The sequence below is a fragment of the Streptomyces sp. NPDC029956 genome (assembly GCF_055574655.1).
This window is the reverse complement of the sequence record NZ_JBVHZJ010000068.1, coordinates 1-15,663: the sequence shown is the minus strand read 5'-3', so window position 1 is coordinate 15,663 and position 15,663 is coordinate 1. Positions and strand designations below refer to the sequence as shown.

The window sequence follows — 15,663 nt, the reverse complement described above, 5'->3', positions numbered from 1 at the left end:
TCTTTCCACATGACCCACATGGAGGGTGATCATGGGTGTGACCAACGTAGACGTGGACGACGACGTGCTCGCCGAGGCCGCGAGGCTCCTCGGTACGACCACGAAGAAGGACACGATCAACACCGCCCTGGAAGAGGTCATAAGGCGGCATCACCGCCGGGAGGCGTTCCAGCGGCTCGCAGAGCGCGGCGCGCGCGGGGAGTTGGAGCGCACCCGCCGGGACTGGGAAGCACGTAAGGCCGCCCAGCACGCCGGGGACGGCGAGTGATCACGTACCTCGTCGACACCAGCGCGTACGTCCACCTCGGCACCGATCCCGCCGCACAGCGGCGCTGGGACGCCGAGATCGAGACAGGCGCTGTCGGCATGTGCGGGGCCACCCGGACGGAGATCCTTTTCAGAGCCGTGAACGCGGAGGACCGCGACGAGATCGACGAGGACCTCGTTGCCGTGTTCGCGCCGGTGCGCGTCCCGAAGGACGCGTGGCGATGGGTGGAAACCGCCCAGTACAAGCTGACGCAGAAGGGGCAGCACCGCGCGGCGGGTGTCGTGGACCTGCTGCTCTGCGCCACGGCCGTCCATCACGGACTCACCCTCCTGCACCGGGACGACGACTTCGCCACGGTCGCCCGCGTCCTCAAGGAGGTCGAGCAGCAGGACGTGCGGCACCCGGGCGGGTGACCGTCCACCCGCCACAGGTCCTCACACCGTCAGGAACCGCTCCAGCGTCTCCTCCAGGACCTCCACGCCGTCCCTCGACCACAGGTCCTCGTTGAAGATCTCCACCTCCACCGGGCCCGTCCAGCCCGCCTTCTCCGTCAGGTCCGCCCAGGCCCGGAGGTCGATCGTGCCGTCGCCCAGCTGGCCCCGGCCGGTCAGGACGCCGGCGGGGAGCGGGGTGGTCCAGTCGGCGAGCTGGAAGGAGTGGATGCGGCCCGACGCGCCCGCGCGTTCCACCGCCGCCGGAGCTCGGTCGTCCCACCAGAGGTGGTACGTGTCGACCACCACGCCCACCTGCTCGGGCGGGAAGTGCTCGGCGATGGCCAGCGCCTGGTCCAGGGTGGAGACCGCGCAGCGGTCGGCGGCGTACATGGGGTGGAGGGGCTCGACGGCCAGGCGGATTCCGCGTTCGCCCGCGTAGGGGGCCAGGGCGCCGATCGCCTCGGTGATGCGGGCGCGGGCCGAGGGCAGGTCCGGGAAGGCGGGGGTCAGGCCGCCGGAGACCAGGACGACGGTGTCCGTGCCGAGCGCGACCGCCTCGTCGATCGCCGCGCGGTTCTCCGCCTCCCAGCCGTCCGAGGTGAAGAAGCCGCCGCGGCAGAGGGTGGTGACCGTCAGGCCCGCGTCCCGCACGAGGTCGGCCGCCGCCTCGACGCCGTACTCCCGGACCGGCTCGCGCCACAGTCCCACGCCCGGGATGCCGAGCCGGACGCAGTGGGTGACCAGGTCGGGGAGGGACAGCTGCTTGACCGTCATCTGGTTGATGCTGAAGCGGTCGGGGTTCATCCCAGGCCTCCCTGGACCGTCAGGAGGGAGCGCATGCGCGCTTCCGCGAGCTCCGGGTCGGGGAACAGGCCGAGGCCGTCGGCGAGTTCGTACGCCGTCGCGAGGTGCGGCAGCGAGCGGGCGGAGTGCAGGCCGCCGACCATCGTGAAGTGGTCCTGGTGGCCGGCGAGCCAGGCCAGCAGGACCACTCCCGTCTTGTAGAAGCGGGTGGGCGCCTGGAAGAGGTGCCGGGAGAGGGCGACCGTCGGGTCGAGGGTGGCACGGAAACCGTTTACATCGCCCGTGTCGAGCGTCCGTACCGCTTCCGCCGCGAGCGGCGCCAGCGGGTCGAAGATGCCGAGGAGGGCATGGCTGAAGCCCTGTTCGTCGCCCGCGATGAGCTCCGGGTAGTGGAAGTCGTCGCCCGTGTAGCAGCGCACGCCCTCCGGGAGGCGGCGGCGCAGGTCGACCTCGCGCCGGGCGTCCAGGAGGGAGACCTTGATGCCGTCGACCTTGTCCGGGTGCGCGGCGATGACCTCGAGGAACGTCTCGGTCGCGGTGTCCAGGTCGGTCGAGCCCCAGTACCCGTCGAGCGCCGGGTCGAACATCGGGCCGAGCCAGTGCAGGACCACCGGCTCGCTCGCCTGACGGAGGAGGTGGCCGTACAGGTCGAGGTAGTCCTCGGGGCCCGACGCCGCCGCGGCGAGGGCGCGGGAGGCCATCAGGACGGCCTGGGAGCCGGTCTCCTCGACGAGCGCGAGCTGCTCCTCGTACGCCGTGCGGACCGCCGCCAGGCCGTCGGGGCCGGTGAGCGGGGCCGCTCCGGCGAGCTGGTCGGTGCCGACGCCGCAGGCGATCCGGCCGCCCACCGCCTTCGCCTCCGCCGCGCTGCGGCGGATCAGTTCGGCCGCTCCCGTCCAGTCGAGGCCCATCCCCCGCTGCGCGGTGTCCATGGCCTCGGCGACCCCGAGGCCGTGGGACCAGAGGTGGCGGCGGAAGGCGAGGGTGGCGTCCCAGTCGACCGCCGCGGGCCCGTCGGGGGTGGTGTCGGCGTACGGGTCGGCGACGACGTGGGCGGCGGAGAAGACCGTACGGGAGGTCAGGGGGCCGCCTCCGGTCAGCGCCAGCGGCTCGGTGCGCGGCGTGTACTCCCGTACGCCGCCGCCGATGTCGGGCAGGCGGATCACAGGCTCACCTCCGGGACGTCGAGGCGGCGGCCCTCGGCGGCGGACTTCAGGCCGAGTTCGGCGAGCTGGACGCCGCGGGCGCCCGCGAGGAGGTCCCAGTGGTAGGGCTCGTCGAGGACGACGTGCCGCAGGAACAGCTCCCACTGGGCCTTGAAGCCGTTGTCGAACTCGGCGTTGTCGGGCACCTCCTGCCACTGGTCGCGGAAGGGCTCGGTCGCCGGGATGTCCGGGTTCCAGACGGGCTTGGGGGTGGCCGAGCGGTGCTGGACGCGGCAGTTGCGCAGTCCGGCGACGGCGGAGCCGTGGGTGCCGTCGACCTGGAACTCGACGAGTTCGTCGCGGTTGACGCGGACGGTCCAGGAGGAGTTGATCTGGGCGATGGCGCCGCCCTCCAGCTGGAAGATGCCGTAGGCGGCGTCGTCGGCGGTGGCCTCGTACGGCTTGCCCTGCTCGTCCCAGCGGCGGGGGACGTGGGTGGCGACCTGGGCGGTGACGGAGGTGACGCGGCCGAACAGCTCGTGGAGCACGTACTCCCAGTGCGGGAACATGTCGACGACGATGCCGCCGCCGTCCTGGGAGCGGTAGTTCCAGCTGGGGCGCTGGGCGTCCTGCCAGTCGCCCTCGAAGACCCAGTAGCCGAACTCGCCGCGCACGGAAAGGATCTCGCCGAAGAAGCCGCCGTCGATGAGGCGCTTGAGCTTGAGCAGGCCCGGCAGGAACAGCTTGTCCTGGACGACGCCGTGCTTGACGCCCTTCTCGGTGGCGAGCCGGGCGAGCTCCAGCGCGCCGGCGAGGTCGGCGGCCGTGGGCTTCTCGGTGTAGATGTGCTTGCCGGCGTGGACGGCCTTGGTGATCGCCTCGGCGCGGGCGGAGGTGACCTGGGCGTCGAAGTAGATGTCGACGGTGTCGTCGGCGAGGACGGCGTCGAGGTCGGTGGACCACTCGGTGAGTCCGTGGCGCTCGGCCAGCGCGCGCAGGGCGGGCTCGCGGCGGCCGACGAGGACCGGCTCGGGCCAGAGGGTCTCGCCGTTGCCGAGGTCGAGGCCGCCCTGTTCGCGCAGGGCGAGGATCGAACGGACCAGGTGCTGGCGGTGTCCCATGCGCCCGGTGACGCCGTTCATGGCGATGCGGACTGTCCTGCGTGTCACGAAAGGTTCCTCTCCCCGGTGTTCCGCGCTTCGATAGAAAGCGCTTTCCATCGGCGATGACGCTAGCCTGCCGACATCGCCGTCGACAAGGCCCTGGAGGTACGCACACGATGACCGTCACCCTGGCGGACGTGGCCGCTCGCGCACGGGTCTCGCCCGCCACCGTCTCCCGCGTCCTCAACGGCAACTACCCGGTCGCCGAGTCGACCCGCGAGCGGGTGCTGCGGGCCGTGGACGAGCTGGACTACGTGCTCAACGGGCCCGCCAGCTCGCTCGCCGCCGCCACCTCCGACCTCGTCGGCGTCCTCGTCCACGACATCGCCGACCCGTTCTTCGGGGTCATGGCGAGCGCGGCGCAGAGCGCCATCGGGGAGAGCGCGTCCGGGCGGGGCGGTGGCGAGAAGCTTGCCGTCGTCTGCAACACCGGCGGCTCCCCCGAGCGCGAACTGACCTACCTCACCCTGCTCCAGCGACAGCGGGCCGCGGCCGTGATCCTCATGGGCGGCTCCCTGGAGGACCCCGAGCACCTGGCGGCGACGACCGGCAAGCTGGCCAAGCTGGCGGAGGCGGGTACCCGGGTCGTGCTCTGCGGGCGCCCGCCGGTCACCGGCGACGCGAACGCGGCCGCGCTCGTCTTCGACAACCGGGGCGGCGCGCGCCGCCTCACCGAGCACCTGCTCGAACTCGGCCACCGGCGCATCGGTTACGCGGCCGGCCCGGCCGACCGGACGACGACCCGGCACCGCCTGGAGGGCCACCGGGCGGCGCTCGCCGCGGCGGGGATCGCGGAGGGCCCGACGGTCCACGGCGCGTACGACCGGCGGGCCGGCTACGAGGCCACGGCCGGACTCCTCGCCCGCGACCCGGACCTCACGGCGATCGTCGCCGCCAACGACACCGTCGCGCTGGGCGTCTGCGCGGCCCTGCGGGAACGCGGCCTGTCGATCCCGGACGACGTGTCCGTGGCGGGCTTCGACGACCTCCCGTTCTCGGTGGACGCGGTCCCGTCCCTGACGACGGTCCATCTGCCGCTGCACGAGGCGGGGATACGAGCGGGCCGCCTGGCGATGGGCACGGAGGACCCCCCGGCGGGCGGCCTGGCCCGCGTCCCCGCGGAGCTGGTGGTACGCGGGTCCACGGGGCGGCCCCGGGGGTAGGCGGCCGAGCCGCCGAGTGATGGGCGGGGGCCGGCCCCCGCCATCCCGACATCGCCGAGAGACGACCGTCAGGCCCACCGGACACCGGCGAGGGCCGACCCCGACGCACACGGGGCCGACTCGGGCGCACACGGGCCCGGCGCCTCGCGGGGCCCGGCCACCTCACAGGGCCCGACCACCTCACAGGGCCCGGCCACCTCACGGGGCCCGGCCGCCTCGGCGCACGCGCAGGGCGCGACGCCGGACGCGCGGCATGCGCGCGGCACAGCCGCCGACCCGGCCCCCCGACCCGGCCCGCCGGGCCACATCCGATGACGCGCACGTCGCCGTACCGCCGCATCGCCGCCGTACCGACCGCACCGCCGCATCGCCGCGCTGCCGCATTCCCGTCGGCGCCGGCACCCGCGCCCCGCCCACCCCCGCCCGCACCGACGCCCGGCGCGCCCCGCAGTGCATTCACTTTCAGTTCATTGCAACACGCGACACTCTGCACGTTGCATTAGCCTCGAAATCGTTGCAACGAAATCCTTGAATCTACCTGCAGTGATGGCCGTTTCACGCAATGGATGCGTTGCCAGACTCGTGAACGCAACGTAGCTTTTCCTTCATCGGAAACGACGGGCCCGGCAGTGGGCCCGCCTCAAGAAGGAGAAGAACCGTGCAGACGTTCACCGCCACCGCCGCCCTCACCACCGTCCTCGACATCCCCGCCGGCCGCATCCAGCTCATCGCCGCCGACCGTGCCGACGCCACCGTCGACGTCCGCCCCGCGAACGCCGCCAAGGGCGCCGACGTGAAGGCCGCCGAAGAGACCACCGTCGAGTTCACCGACGGGGTCCTGCGGATCGCCGCCGCCCCCGCGAAGAACAAGATCCTCGGCGACTCCGGATCGGTCGAGGTGACCGTCCAGCTCCCGGCCGGGTCCCGCGTCGAGGCCAAGACGGCCGCCGCCGAACTCCGCGGCGTCGGACGGCTCGGCGACATCGTCCTCGACGGCGCGCAGGGCACGGTCACGCTCGACGAGACCGCGAGCGCCCGCATCACCCTGCTCGCCGGCGACATCGCGGTCGGCCGCCTCGACGGCCCTGCCGAGATCAGCACCCAGCAGGGCGGCCTCCGCATCGCCGAGGCCACCCGGGGCACGGTCGTGCTGCGCACCGAGTCCGGCGAGATAGCGGTCGGCGCCGCCCGCGGCGTCTCCGCCACGCTGAACGCCGGCACCGCCTACGGCCGCGTCCACAACGCCCTCACCAACACCGACGGCGCCGCCGGCCTGAACATCCACGCCACCACCTCCTACGGCGACATCACCGCCCGCAGCCTCTGAACCCTCCCGGCGGCGTGACCCGCCCCCACCGGATCTCCATCGACCGACTCCGAGGACGGACAAGCAGAATGAGCACCACGCAGAACTACCAGGCCGCCGAGCAGCTTCTCCGTCGCCCCGCCCGCCCGGGCGAGCTCGTCGTCGGTGACAAGGTCAGGCCGCAGTGGATCGACGGGGGCGCCCGGTTCTGGTACGCGGTGAGCAACGGGGCCGGCAGGCGGTTCATGCTGGTCGACCCGGCGGCGGGCACCCGTGAGCCGGTCTTCGACCACGTCCGGCTGGCCGCCTCGCTGACCACCGCCTCCGCGCAGCAGGTCGACCCCGAGGCCCTGCCGTTCATCGGCATCGAACTCACCGACAAGGACGTCAGGTTCGTGGCGTTCGGCGCGTACTGGCGCTACGACCTGGACAGTCACGTCTGCGAGCCGGCCGAGTTCGCCGCCCCGGGCAACCCGCTGGACGTGACGTCGCCCGACGGCAGGTCCGCGGTGTCCCAGCGCGGGCACGACCTGTGGGCCCGCTCGCTCTCCGACGGCCGCGAGTGGCCGCTCACCACCGACGGCGCACCCGGTCACGCCTACGGCCCGGGTCCCGCCGCGACCGGCAACGCCACCCTGCTGCGCAAGCTCGGCGTGCCCTACCTGCCGCCCGCCGTCGCCTGGTCGCCGGACTCGACGAAGGTCCTCGCCCACCGGACCGACGAGCGGAAGGTCCGCACGACCCACCTCGTGGAGGCGATGCCCGCCGACGGAGGTGCGCCCCGCCTGCACACCCAGCCGTTCGCGTACGCCGGGGACGAGCATCTGCCGCTGGCCGAGCTCGTCGTCCTCGACGTCGCCGCGGGCACGGTGGTCCGCGCCCGGACCGAGCCGCTGATCATGACCCACGTGTCGCCGATCACCGTCAAGTGGGCGTGGTGGGCGGCGGACGGCTCCGCCGTCCACTTCCTCGCCCGGACCCGGGACCAGCACTCCCTCACCCTGAACCGCCTCGACCCGGTCACCGGCGACGTCACCACCCTGATCAGCGAGTCCGGGGAGACCCGGGTGGAGCCCAACCAGTGGATGACCGAGCCGCCCGTCGTGCGGGTGCTCGCCGACGAGGTGCTGTGGTTCTCGCAGTGCGACGGCTGGGGCCACCTCTACCGCTACGACCTGCACACCGGGGAGCTGCTCGGCCGGGTCACCTCCGGGCCGTGGCTGGTGCGGCAGATCCTGCGCGTCGACGAGGCCGAGCGGGTCGTGTACTTCACGGCCTCCGGGCTCGTCGACGAGGACCCGTACCGGCGCACGGTGTGCCGGGTCGGCCTGGACGGCTCCGGCTTCTCCCGGCTCACCGACGACACGCTCGACCACATCGCCACCCTGCCGGAGAGCCCGTACGACCAGGAGTACTTCATCGACTCGGCGTCCACCGTCGACACCGCCCCCGTCACCACGGTCCGCGACTGGACCGGGCGGGTGCTCGTCGAGCTGGAGCGCGCCGACATCACCAGGCTCGCCGCCACCGGGTGGACCGCGCCGGAGCGCTTCCGCGTCAAGGCGGCCGACGGCGAGACCGACATCTACGGGTGCTGTACCGGCCGCGGGACTTCGACCCCGCCACGAGCTACCCGGTGATCGACAACCTCTACCCCGGACCGCAGGTCAACCGGGTCGCCCCGTGCTTCGACCCCGGCGGCATGGGCATGGACGCCGAACCCCTGGCGGCACTCGGCTTCGTGGTCATCGCACTCGACGGCCGGGGCACCCCGGGCCGGAGCAAGGCCTTCCACGACGCCTCCTTCGGTCGTCTGGCCGACGCCGGCTCCCTGGCCGACCACGTCGCGGCGCTGGGCCAACTGGCCGAGACCCGGCCGTGGATGGACCTGGAGCGGGTCGGTGTCTTCGGCCACTCCGGGGGCGGGTTCGCGGCGGCCCGCGCGATGCTTGACTTCCCCGGGACGTACCGCGCCGGGGCCGCCCTCTCCGGCTCGCACGACGCCCACACCTTCAACGCCGGCTTCGTCGAGTCCTACGACGGCGCGGACGCCGCCGAGGCCTGGGCCCGGACGTCCAACCTGGACCTCGCCAGCCGGCTGACCGGCAAGCTGCTGCTCGTCCACGGCGACATGGACGACCAGGTGCACCCCCACCAGACCCTGCGGTTCGCCGACCGGCTGCTCGCCGCCGGAAAGGACTTCGAACTGCATGTCGTGCCGGGCGCCGAGCACACCTTCATCGACTGCCTGGCCCATGTCCGCACCCGCTGCTGGGACTTCCTCGTCCGCGAGCTGATGGGCACGCTGCCGCCCTCCTACCGCCCGGCGCCCATCGTGATCGGCCCCGAGCTGCTCGCCGACATGTTCGCCTGACCACGACACCACGGCCGCGAGGCGAGCCCGGCTGCCCCTCACCGAGGTGAGGGGCAGCCGGGCTGCTTCTCCGGGGTCAGGCCCGTCGCCGCGAGGACCGCGTCCACCGTCTCCTCGACCGTCAGGTCCGCGTTGTCGATCCAGACGCCCTCGTCCGAGAGTTCCGCGCGCATCGCCTCGTCCAGGAACGCCCAGTCGGTCGTCAGCCGCTTGTCGCGGGCGTTGTTGCGTTCCCAGGCCTTGTCGGGGCCGGGGGCGAGGATCACCACCCGGAGGGCGGAACCCTTGGTGCAGGCACGGTAGTGGTCCAGGTGGGAGCGGCGTACGACCACGTCGTCGAGGACCGGGAGGAAGCCGGCCGCGGCGAGACTGTCGGCGAGGAGACAGGCGTTGCGGGCCCGCAGCAGGATCTGGCGGTCCGCCTCCGGGTCGCCGTCCGGGCTCGGCCAGCGGCCGCCGCTCACGATGAGGGACTGGAGGTCGTCGACCTCGATGTGCGCGGCCCGGGCGAAGCGGGCCGCGAGGGCGGCCGCGACGGTGGACTTCCCGCTGCCGGGGATGCCGGCGAGCAGCACGGCTCCGGGGGTGGGTCCGGGGACGTCGACGGTGATGTTCTCGAAGGTCATGGGGTCCGTTCCTCGCTGATCGTGCGGTCCGCCCCGCCCGGGGGACGGCCGGTCGACAATACGGCCACGGGCTCCGGCGCCGCCACGGGATGCGCGGCTCCGGCGGCTCGGCGGCCCGGTGCGAACGACGTCAGGGCCACTCCCCCGACGAGCAGCGCCGCCGCGCACCAGCGGGCCGGGCTCACTCCCTCGCCCAGGACGAGCGCCGCCGAGGACATCCCGAAGACGGGGACGAGGAGGGAGAAGGGTGCGACGGAGGAGGCCGGGTAGCGGCGGAGCAGCAGGCCCCAGGCGCCGAAGCCGAGGACGGTCGTGATCCACGCGACGTAGAGGATGACGCCGACGCCGGTCCAGTCGAGCCCGCGCAGGGCCGCGAGGTCGCGGTCCGGGCCCTCCAGGAGGAGGGAGAGGCCGAGCAGCGGCAGGACGGGCACGACGCTGACCCAGACCATGAAGTTGAGCGCGTCGGGCGGGGAGGCCTTGCGGGTCAGGACGTTGGAGACGCCCCAGCAGGCCGCCGCGGCGATCACCAGGGCGAAGCCGGCGAGGGACCCGGTCCCGCCCTCGTCGGCCGCCGCCACGCCGATGCCCGCCAGCGCGACGCCCATGCCCGCGAGCTTGAGGCGGCCGGGGCGTTCGCCGAGGGCGGCGAACGCGAAGAGGGCGGTGAAGACGGCCTGGACCTGGAGGACGAGGGAGGAGAGCCCGGCGGGGGCGCCGAGGTCCATGCCCGTGAAGAGGAGCCCGAACTTGGCGACGCCGAGGACGAGTCCCACCGCCAGGATCCACTTCCAGGCCACGGTGGGCCGGCCCACCAGGAAGACGGCGGGCAGGGCGGCGGCGAGGAAGCGGAGGGCGGAGAAGAGCAGCGGCGGGAAGTGGTCGAGGCCGATCTCGATGACGACGAAGTTGACTCCCCAGACGGCGGCGACCAGGACGGCGAGGGCGAGGTGGGCGGGGCGCATGCGATCGAGCATGGCCGCCATGGACTGTGTAGCACCAGCACGGGTTCCTTCATGATGGGATGTAGCAACGCTTCATCCCCGGTGCTCGGCGGGGGATGCGGCGACGCCTGGTCCGTACGCTCCCGGGCATCTCCCCGGCCGTCGAAGAGGAGGAGCGCCCGTGCTGGATCTCGGCCGTCTGCGCGCCCTGCACGCCGTCGCCGTCCACGGCAGTGTCGGCGCCGCCGCCACCGCCCTCGGCTACACGCCGTCCGCGGTCTCCCAGCAGATCGCGAAGCTGGAGCGGGAGACCCGTACGACCCTGCTCGAACGCAGCGGCCGCGGCATCCGCCTCACCGACGACGCCCACCACCTCGCCGCCACCGCCGGGCAGCTGCTGGTCCTCGTGGAGGAGGCGGAGGTACGGCTGGAGGAACGGCGCGGCCGGCCCGCCGGGCGGCTCGCCATCGGGTGCTTCGCGAGCGCGGCGCGCGGGCTGATGCCCCGGGTGCTGGCGGAGCTGGGCCGGGCCCATCCCGATGTCGACGCCCGGCTCTCCGAGGTGGATCCGCATGTGTCGGTCGACCTGGTGGCGCGCGGGGTCATCGACCTGGCGGTGGCGCACGACTGGGACATCGCCCCGCTGCCCGTACCGCCGGGGGTCGAGCAGGCGGTGATCGGCGACGACCTGTGCGACATCCTCGTCCACCGGGACCATCCGCTCGCCGCGCGGGACTCGGTGCGCCGGGAGGAGCTGGCGGCGGAGCGGTGGATCTCGCAGCCGCCGGGGACGGTCTGCCACGACTGGCTGACGCGGACTTTGCGGGAGACCGGTTTCGAGCCGCTGATCGTCCATCAGGCGGAGGAGAACCACACGCAGGTCGCGCTCGTCGCGGCCGGTCTGGGCATCGCGCTGGTGCCGCGCCTGGGGCGCGGGACGCTGCCGTCGGAGGTGACTCCGGTGCGGCTCGACCCGATGCCGACACGTCGCCTGCACGCCATGTGGCGGACCGGGGCGGCGCGGCGCCCGGCGATCCGGGAGACGGTCCGTACGCTCCAGGAGCTCTGGCCCGGGATCGCAGCCGTGGGCGATTCGTGCGCGGGTCCTTGACCTGGCAGTTACTTTCGGGCTATCCGTGACTCCTTGGAAGTTTCCTTCACCGGGGCTTCCGAGGCTTTCGCGCATGGATCCCTTCAACCTCGCACGGCCGGAAGGAGCATCAGTGCACCACCGCGCCCCCGCCCCCTCCCGACGCACCCTCCTCACGGTGACCGCCGCCGCAGCCGCGGCCGCCGTCACCGGGGTGAGCACCCCCGCCCTCGCCGGGCAGGACCGACACGACGACCGGAAGCTCCGGCGGATCATCGACCGCATGTCCCTCGAGGAGAAGGTCGGCCAGCTCTTCGTGATGCGGGTGTACGGCCACTCCGCCACCGCACCCGACCAGGCCGACATCGACGCCAACCTCCAGGAGATCGGTGTCCGTACGGCCGCCGAGCTGGTCGAGCGCTACCACGTGGGCGGCGTCATCTACTTCTCCTGGGCCCACAACACCCGCGACCCGCAGCAGATCGCCGCGCTCTCCAACGGCATCCAGCAGGCGGCGCTCGCGCAGCCCACGCCGATCCCCGCGCTCATCTCCACCGACCAGGAGCACGGCATCGTCTGCCGGGTGGGCGAGCCCGCCACCCTGGTGCCCGGCGCGATGGCCCTCGGCGCCGGCGGTTCGCACGCGGACGCCCGCAAGGCGGCGCAGATCGCGGGCGCCGAGCTCGCGGCCGTCGGCATCCGGCAGAACTACGCCCCGGTCGCGGACGTCAACGTCAACCCCGCCAACCCGGTCATCGGCGTCCGCTCCTTCGGCTCCGACCCGGCGGCGGTCGCCGGTATGGTCGCCGCGCAGGTCAAGGGCTATCAGCGGGCCGGGGTCGCGGCCACGTCCAAGCACTTTCCGGGGCACGGCGACACCGCCGTCGACAGCCACTACGGCCTGCCGACGATCACCCACACGCGGGCGCAGTGGAACGAGCTGGACGCCCCGCCGTTCCGGTCGGCGATCGCCGCCGGGATCGACTCGATCATGACCGCGCACATCGTGGTCCCGGCGCTCGACCGGAGCGAGGACCCGGCGACGCTGTCCCGGCCGATCCTCACCGGCATCCTCCGCGAGGAACTCGGCTACGACGGCGTCGTGGTCACCGACGCGCTCGGCATGGAGGGGGTCCGCACCAAGTACGGCGACGAGCGCGTCCCGGTCCTCGCCCTGAAGGCCGGGGTGGACCAGCTGCTCAACCCGCCGAAGCTGGACGTGGCCTGGAACGCGGTCCTGAAGGCCGTCAGGGACGGCGAACTGACGGAGGCCCGGCTCGACGAATCGATCCTGCGGATCCTGCGGCTCAAGGCGAAGCTCGGCCTCTTCCGGAACGCGTACGTCACCCGGGCCGGCGTCGAGCGGGTGGTCGGCACCGCCGCCCATCTCGCCCAGGCCGACCGGATCGCCGAGGCCACCACGACCCTGCTCCTCAACGAGGGCGGCTTCCTGCCGCTGAGCCGGACCAGCCACCGCTCGGTCCTCGTCGTCGGCGCCGACCCGGCCTCCCCGTCCGGCACGACGGGCCCGCCGACGACGACGCTCGCGACCGCCCTGACGGAGCTGGGGTATTCCGCGACCGCGCTCTCCACCGGGATCACCCCGACGGCCGCGAAGATCGAGGAGGCGGTGGCGGCGGCCGCGGGCAGGGACGTCGTCGTGGTGGGCACGTACAACGTCACCGCGACCAGCCCGCAGCGCACGCTCGTGGCGCGGCTCGTCGCCACCGGGGTGCCCGTCGTGACGATCGCGATCCGCAACCCGTACGACATCGCCCGGATCGAGGGCCAGCGGGCGACGCTCGCCGCCTACTCCTGGACCGATGTCGAACTCCGCGCCGCCGTAAGGGTCCTGGCGGGGCGGGCCAGGCCCGGGGGCCGGCTGCCGGTCCCGGTGCAGAGCGCCGACGACCCGGCGAAGGTGCTCTACCCGGTCGGACACGGTCTCTCGTACCGCTGACACGACGGAGGGCGGGGTGCGTCCGGCGACGCACCCCACCCCCCTCGAAGCGGTTACGGCCGCAGGCCGTGCTCCTTCGTCGCGTCCTCGTCGACCTGCTGGTCGAGGCGCGCGTCGAAGCGGGCCAGCGGCTGCGCCGCCTGGACCGCCGGGGCGGGGACGCCGGCCCAGGCGAGGATGCGGGCGGTGGCGTTGTTCCGCTCGGCCTCGACGAGGCCGGCGACGTTCGCACCGTGGTTGGCGCCCGGCGCCACGTACACGTAGCTGTCGCGCGCGCTCTTGCCCAGGTGGAACTTCTCGGAGCCCCACGGGTCGTTTCCGCCGTACACGAACAGCATCCTGTTCGCGTTCTTGCGGACCCAGTCGTCCACGTCACGCATGGCGTGCTGCTTGAACTTCATGGGGATCTCGCGCGGCACGAAGTTGCTCGCGGGCTGGTAGCCGTAGCGGCTCAGACCCTTGAGGTGCGGCTGCCTGATCGTGGGCGAGCCGAGCTCGGTCGCCGCCTGGTAGTAGTACGGCGTGTACGGCTCCAGGCCCTGGTCGGTGTAGGCGGCCCAGCCCGAGTAGGCGTCGATCGTGTTGTACACCTCGTCGTCGGTGGCGGTCTTCGCCACCGGGATCTGGTCGCAGACGTCCTCGCCGTAGTACTGCCAGAAGCCCCACACGAAGTCGAGGACGACGGCCTCGAAGGCCTTGTCGAGCGTGCCGACCGTGTTGAAGGTGGCGCCCTCCGACTCGGCCCACGCCTTGTACTTCGCCTCCAGGGGCGCGCGGCGGACGAGGGCTTCGCGCTGCAGGTTGTTCAGGCGGTCGCGGCACTCCTCGGTGCCGACGGTCGCGAAGAACCGGTCGTAGGCCGAGTCCTCCTTGTTGACCACGTCGTTCGGGGCGACGTAGGCGACGACACCGTCCATGTCACGCGGGTAGAAACGCTCGAAGTAGGTGGCGGTCATGCCGCCCTTCGAGGCGCCCGTGGAAAGCCACTTCTGGCCGTAGATCTTCTTCAGCGCGGTGAAGATCCGGTGCTGGTCGCTGGCCGCCTGCCAGATGTCGAGCTTCGACCAGTCGGCGGGCTGCGGACGGGACGGCGTGAAGAAGCGGTACTCCATGGAGACCTGGTTGCCGTCGATGATCCGCGTCGGCTCGGCGCGGCTCGGGGTGGTGCTCAGCGAGTATCCGCTGGTGCGGAAGACGGTCGGGCGGCTCGTGTCCTTGTGGAGGACGGAGATCCGCTGGTCGAACGTGCCGGCCCACGGGCGCCGGTGGTCGATCGGCTGCTTGTAGTTCAGGACGAAGAAGCGGTAGCCCGCGTACGGCTTCTCCTCGATCAGGCTCATCCCGGGGATCGCCAGGATGCGGTCCTTGATGTCCGTGCTCTGCGAGTCGACGACGGCCGTGCTGCCCGTGTCCGTGTCCGCGGCGGTAGCCACGCCGGTCGGTGCCACGGTGCCTATGAGCACCGAAAGCGACAGCGCCCATCTCAGCGACTTGCGCATTCACCCTCCCCTTGGTTCACAACGGTGTCGCGAACCTAGCGGGGGCAACGTGTGGACCGCCAGCCCCAGTTGATCCTTACTCTTGGACTTTCCTGTACATCAGCACAGGATCCAGCCGACGGACGTGCCCCGCCCGGCCACCGAACCGCTCGCCCGGACGCAGCGGTTGAGGGCGTGGACGGTGACGGGCCCGGCCTGCCGGTCGAACCGTCCGGACCGTACGGCGGGGCGGCCGCCGCGCGGCTGGAGGGAGACGGCCATCGGGCGGCGGGCGCCGGGGCGCTTGGCGACGGTGACGGCGCAGGCGTAGTGGCGGGTCCGGTAGAGGCGGAGCTCGCCGGTGGCGAAGGGGATGGTCCGGGTGGGCCGGCCCTGGCAGACGGAGACGGCCTCGGCGGTGCCGGCGGCGGCGCCGGGGGCGAGGGTGGCCGGGGTCAGGACCAGGGCGAGGGCGGCGAGGAGCGGCGCGAGGACCCGGGCGAGGAGCCGTGGGCCACGTCGTGCGTGCTGCGGGTGCGTGGCCATGCGTTCCCCTTCCGAGTGGATAGACGTACGGGCGTACGACGCAGCCCGTCCCGGAATGGTTGCCTCCGCCCCCGGAGGCCCCGACGGCACCCTCCTAGGTCCTGTCGTCACACTCCCGTCGTCGCCCGAAGGGCGGCCCCGCGGCGTCAGGTGCGTGCTCTCGGCGCGCCGGGCGCAAGTCCTCGTACTGGAGTACTCGGGCTTGCGCCCAGTGCGGCGAGAGCGCGTGCATGGCGTCGCGGGGCAGGCGGGAGTGTGACGACAGGGCCTAGGTGTATTGCCCAGTGAGGTTGTGGACGCGGCTGGCGGGTGGTTTGCCTGCGAGTGCGGTGTGTCCGCGGTGGTGATTGTAGGTGTGCAGC

At 72.7% G+C, this 15,663-nt stretch carries 15 protein-coding genes; 8 read left to right on the top strand and 7 right to left on the bottom strand.

Annotation, left to right across the window (positions count from 1 at the left end; genetic code table 11):
* Nucleotides 1–31 precede the first annotated feature (31 nt).
* Together ACZ4XX_RS35140 and ACZ4XX_RS35135 are read left to right on the top strand one after the other, a co-directional pair.
* On the top strand, nt 32–268 hold the full coding sequence (locus ACZ4XX_RS35140) for a type II toxin-antitoxin system VapB family antitoxin (RefSeq protein ID WP_383871525.1): 237 nt from the start codon (nt 32–34) through the stop codon (nt 266–268).
* Nucleotides 265–681 carry a PIN domain-containing protein gene (locus ACZ4XX_RS35135; protein WP_468511910.1) on the top strand — a complete coding sequence of 139 codons (417 nt, stop codon included), beginning with the start codon at nt 265–267 and terminating at the stop codon, nt 679–681. Before ACZ4XX_RS35140 ends, ACZ4XX_RS35135 begins: the two co-directional genes overlap by 4 nt.
* A 21-nt stretch (nt 682–702) precedes the next feature.
* Here ACZ4XX_RS35135 and ACZ4XX_RS35130 read toward each other — a convergent pair whose 3' ends face one another.
* From ACZ4XX_RS35130 to ACZ4XX_RS35120, 3 genes are read right to left on the bottom strand one after another with little or no spacing between them, the layout of a single operon-like run.
* On the bottom strand, nt 703–1,506 hold the full coding sequence (locus ACZ4XX_RS35130) for a sugar phosphate isomerase/epimerase family protein (protein ID WP_468511909.1): 804 nt from the start codon (nt 1,504–1,506) through the stop codon (nt 703–705).
* Nucleotides 1,503–2,672 carry a dihydrodipicolinate synthase family protein gene (locus ACZ4XX_RS35125; RefSeq protein ID WP_468511908.1) on the bottom strand — a complete coding sequence of 390 codons (1,170 nt, stop codon included), beginning with the start codon at nt 2,670–2,672 and terminating at the stop codon, nt 1,503–1,505. Before ACZ4XX_RS35125 ends, ACZ4XX_RS35130 begins: the two co-directional genes overlap by 4 nt.
* Complete coding sequence (locus ACZ4XX_RS35120; RefSeq protein WP_388305062.1) at nt 2,669–3,820, bottom strand: Gfo/Idh/MocA family protein; 1,152 nt, start codon at nt 3,818–3,820, stop codon at nt 2,669–2,671. The genes ACZ4XX_RS35125 and ACZ4XX_RS35120 overlap by 4 nt, the downstream gene beginning before the upstream one ends.
* Nucleotides 3,821–3,930: 110 nt before the next feature.
* Between ACZ4XX_RS35120 and ACZ4XX_RS35115 the strand changes: the two genes are divergently transcribed.
* From ACZ4XX_RS35115 to ACZ4XX_RS35100, 4 genes are all read left to right on the top strand, one after another.
* Complete coding sequence (locus ACZ4XX_RS35115) at nt 3,931–4,977, top strand: LacI family DNA-binding transcriptional regulator (protein ID WP_468511907.1); 1,047 nt, start codon at nt 3,931–3,933, stop codon at nt 4,975–4,977.
* Between the two features lie 658 nt (nt 4,978–5,635).
* A complete protein-coding gene (locus ACZ4XX_RS35110) occupies nt 5,636–6,304 on the top strand; it encodes a DUF4097 family beta strand repeat-containing protein (protein ID WP_468511906.1) in 669 nt (222 codons plus the stop codon).
* 68 nt (nt 6,305–6,372) lie between these two features.
* Complete coding sequence (locus ACZ4XX_RS35105; protein ID WP_468511905.1) at nt 6,373–7,923, top strand: DPP IV N-terminal domain-containing protein; 1,551 nt, start codon at nt 6,373–6,375, stop codon at nt 7,921–7,923.
* A complete protein-coding gene (locus tag ACZ4XX_RS35100; RefSeq protein WP_468511904.1) occupies nt 7,875–8,657 on the top strand; it encodes an alpha/beta hydrolase family protein in 783 nt (260 codons plus the stop codon). The genes ACZ4XX_RS35105 and ACZ4XX_RS35100 overlap by 49 nt, the downstream gene beginning before the upstream one ends.
* Nucleotides 8,658–8,695: 38 nt before the next feature.
* On the opposite strand, the gene ACZ4XX_RS35095 is transcribed toward ACZ4XX_RS35100, so the two are convergent.
* Nucleotides 8,696–9,283 carry an AAA family ATPase gene (locus ACZ4XX_RS35095; protein WP_468511903.1) on the bottom strand — a complete coding sequence of 196 codons (588 nt, stop codon included), beginning with the start codon at nt 9,281–9,283 and terminating at the stop codon, nt 8,696–8,698.
* Complete coding sequence (locus ACZ4XX_RS35090) at nt 9,280–10,248, bottom strand: EamA family transporter (RefSeq protein WP_468511902.1); 969 nt, start codon at nt 10,246–10,248, stop codon at nt 9,280–9,282. Before ACZ4XX_RS35090 ends, ACZ4XX_RS35095 begins: the two co-directional genes overlap by 4 nt.
* A gap of 160 nt (nt 10,249–10,408) precedes the next feature.
* Here ACZ4XX_RS35090 and ACZ4XX_RS35085 point away from each other — a divergent pair, with 160 nt between their 5' ends.
* Nucleotides 10,409–11,338, top strand: coding sequence for a LysR family transcriptional regulator (locus ACZ4XX_RS35085; RefSeq protein ID WP_468511901.1), 930 nt, complete (start codon nt 10,409–10,411; stop codon nt 11,336–11,338).
* 112 nt (nt 11,339–11,450) lie between these two features.
* Nucleotides 11,451–13,277 carry a glycoside hydrolase family 3 protein gene (locus tag ACZ4XX_RS35080; protein ID WP_468511927.1) on the top strand — a complete coding sequence of 609 codons (1,827 nt, stop codon included), beginning with the start codon at nt 11,451–11,453 and terminating at the stop codon, nt 13,275–13,277.
* A gap of 53 nt (nt 13,278–13,330) precedes the next feature.
* On the opposite strand, the gene ACZ4XX_RS35075 is transcribed toward ACZ4XX_RS35080, so the two are convergent.
* Nucleotides 13,331–14,776, bottom strand: coding sequence for an aminopeptidase (locus ACZ4XX_RS35075; protein WP_468511900.1), 1,446 nt, complete (start codon nt 14,774–14,776; stop codon nt 13,331–13,333).
* 99 nt (nt 14,777–14,875) lie between these two features.
* Nucleotides 14,876–15,301: a hypothetical protein gene (locus ACZ4XX_RS35070; protein ID WP_468511899.1), complete on the bottom strand. Its 426-nt coding sequence runs from the start codon at nt 15,299–15,301 to the stop codon at nt 14,876–14,878.
* Between the last annotated feature and the right edge of the window lie 362 nt (nt 15,302–15,663).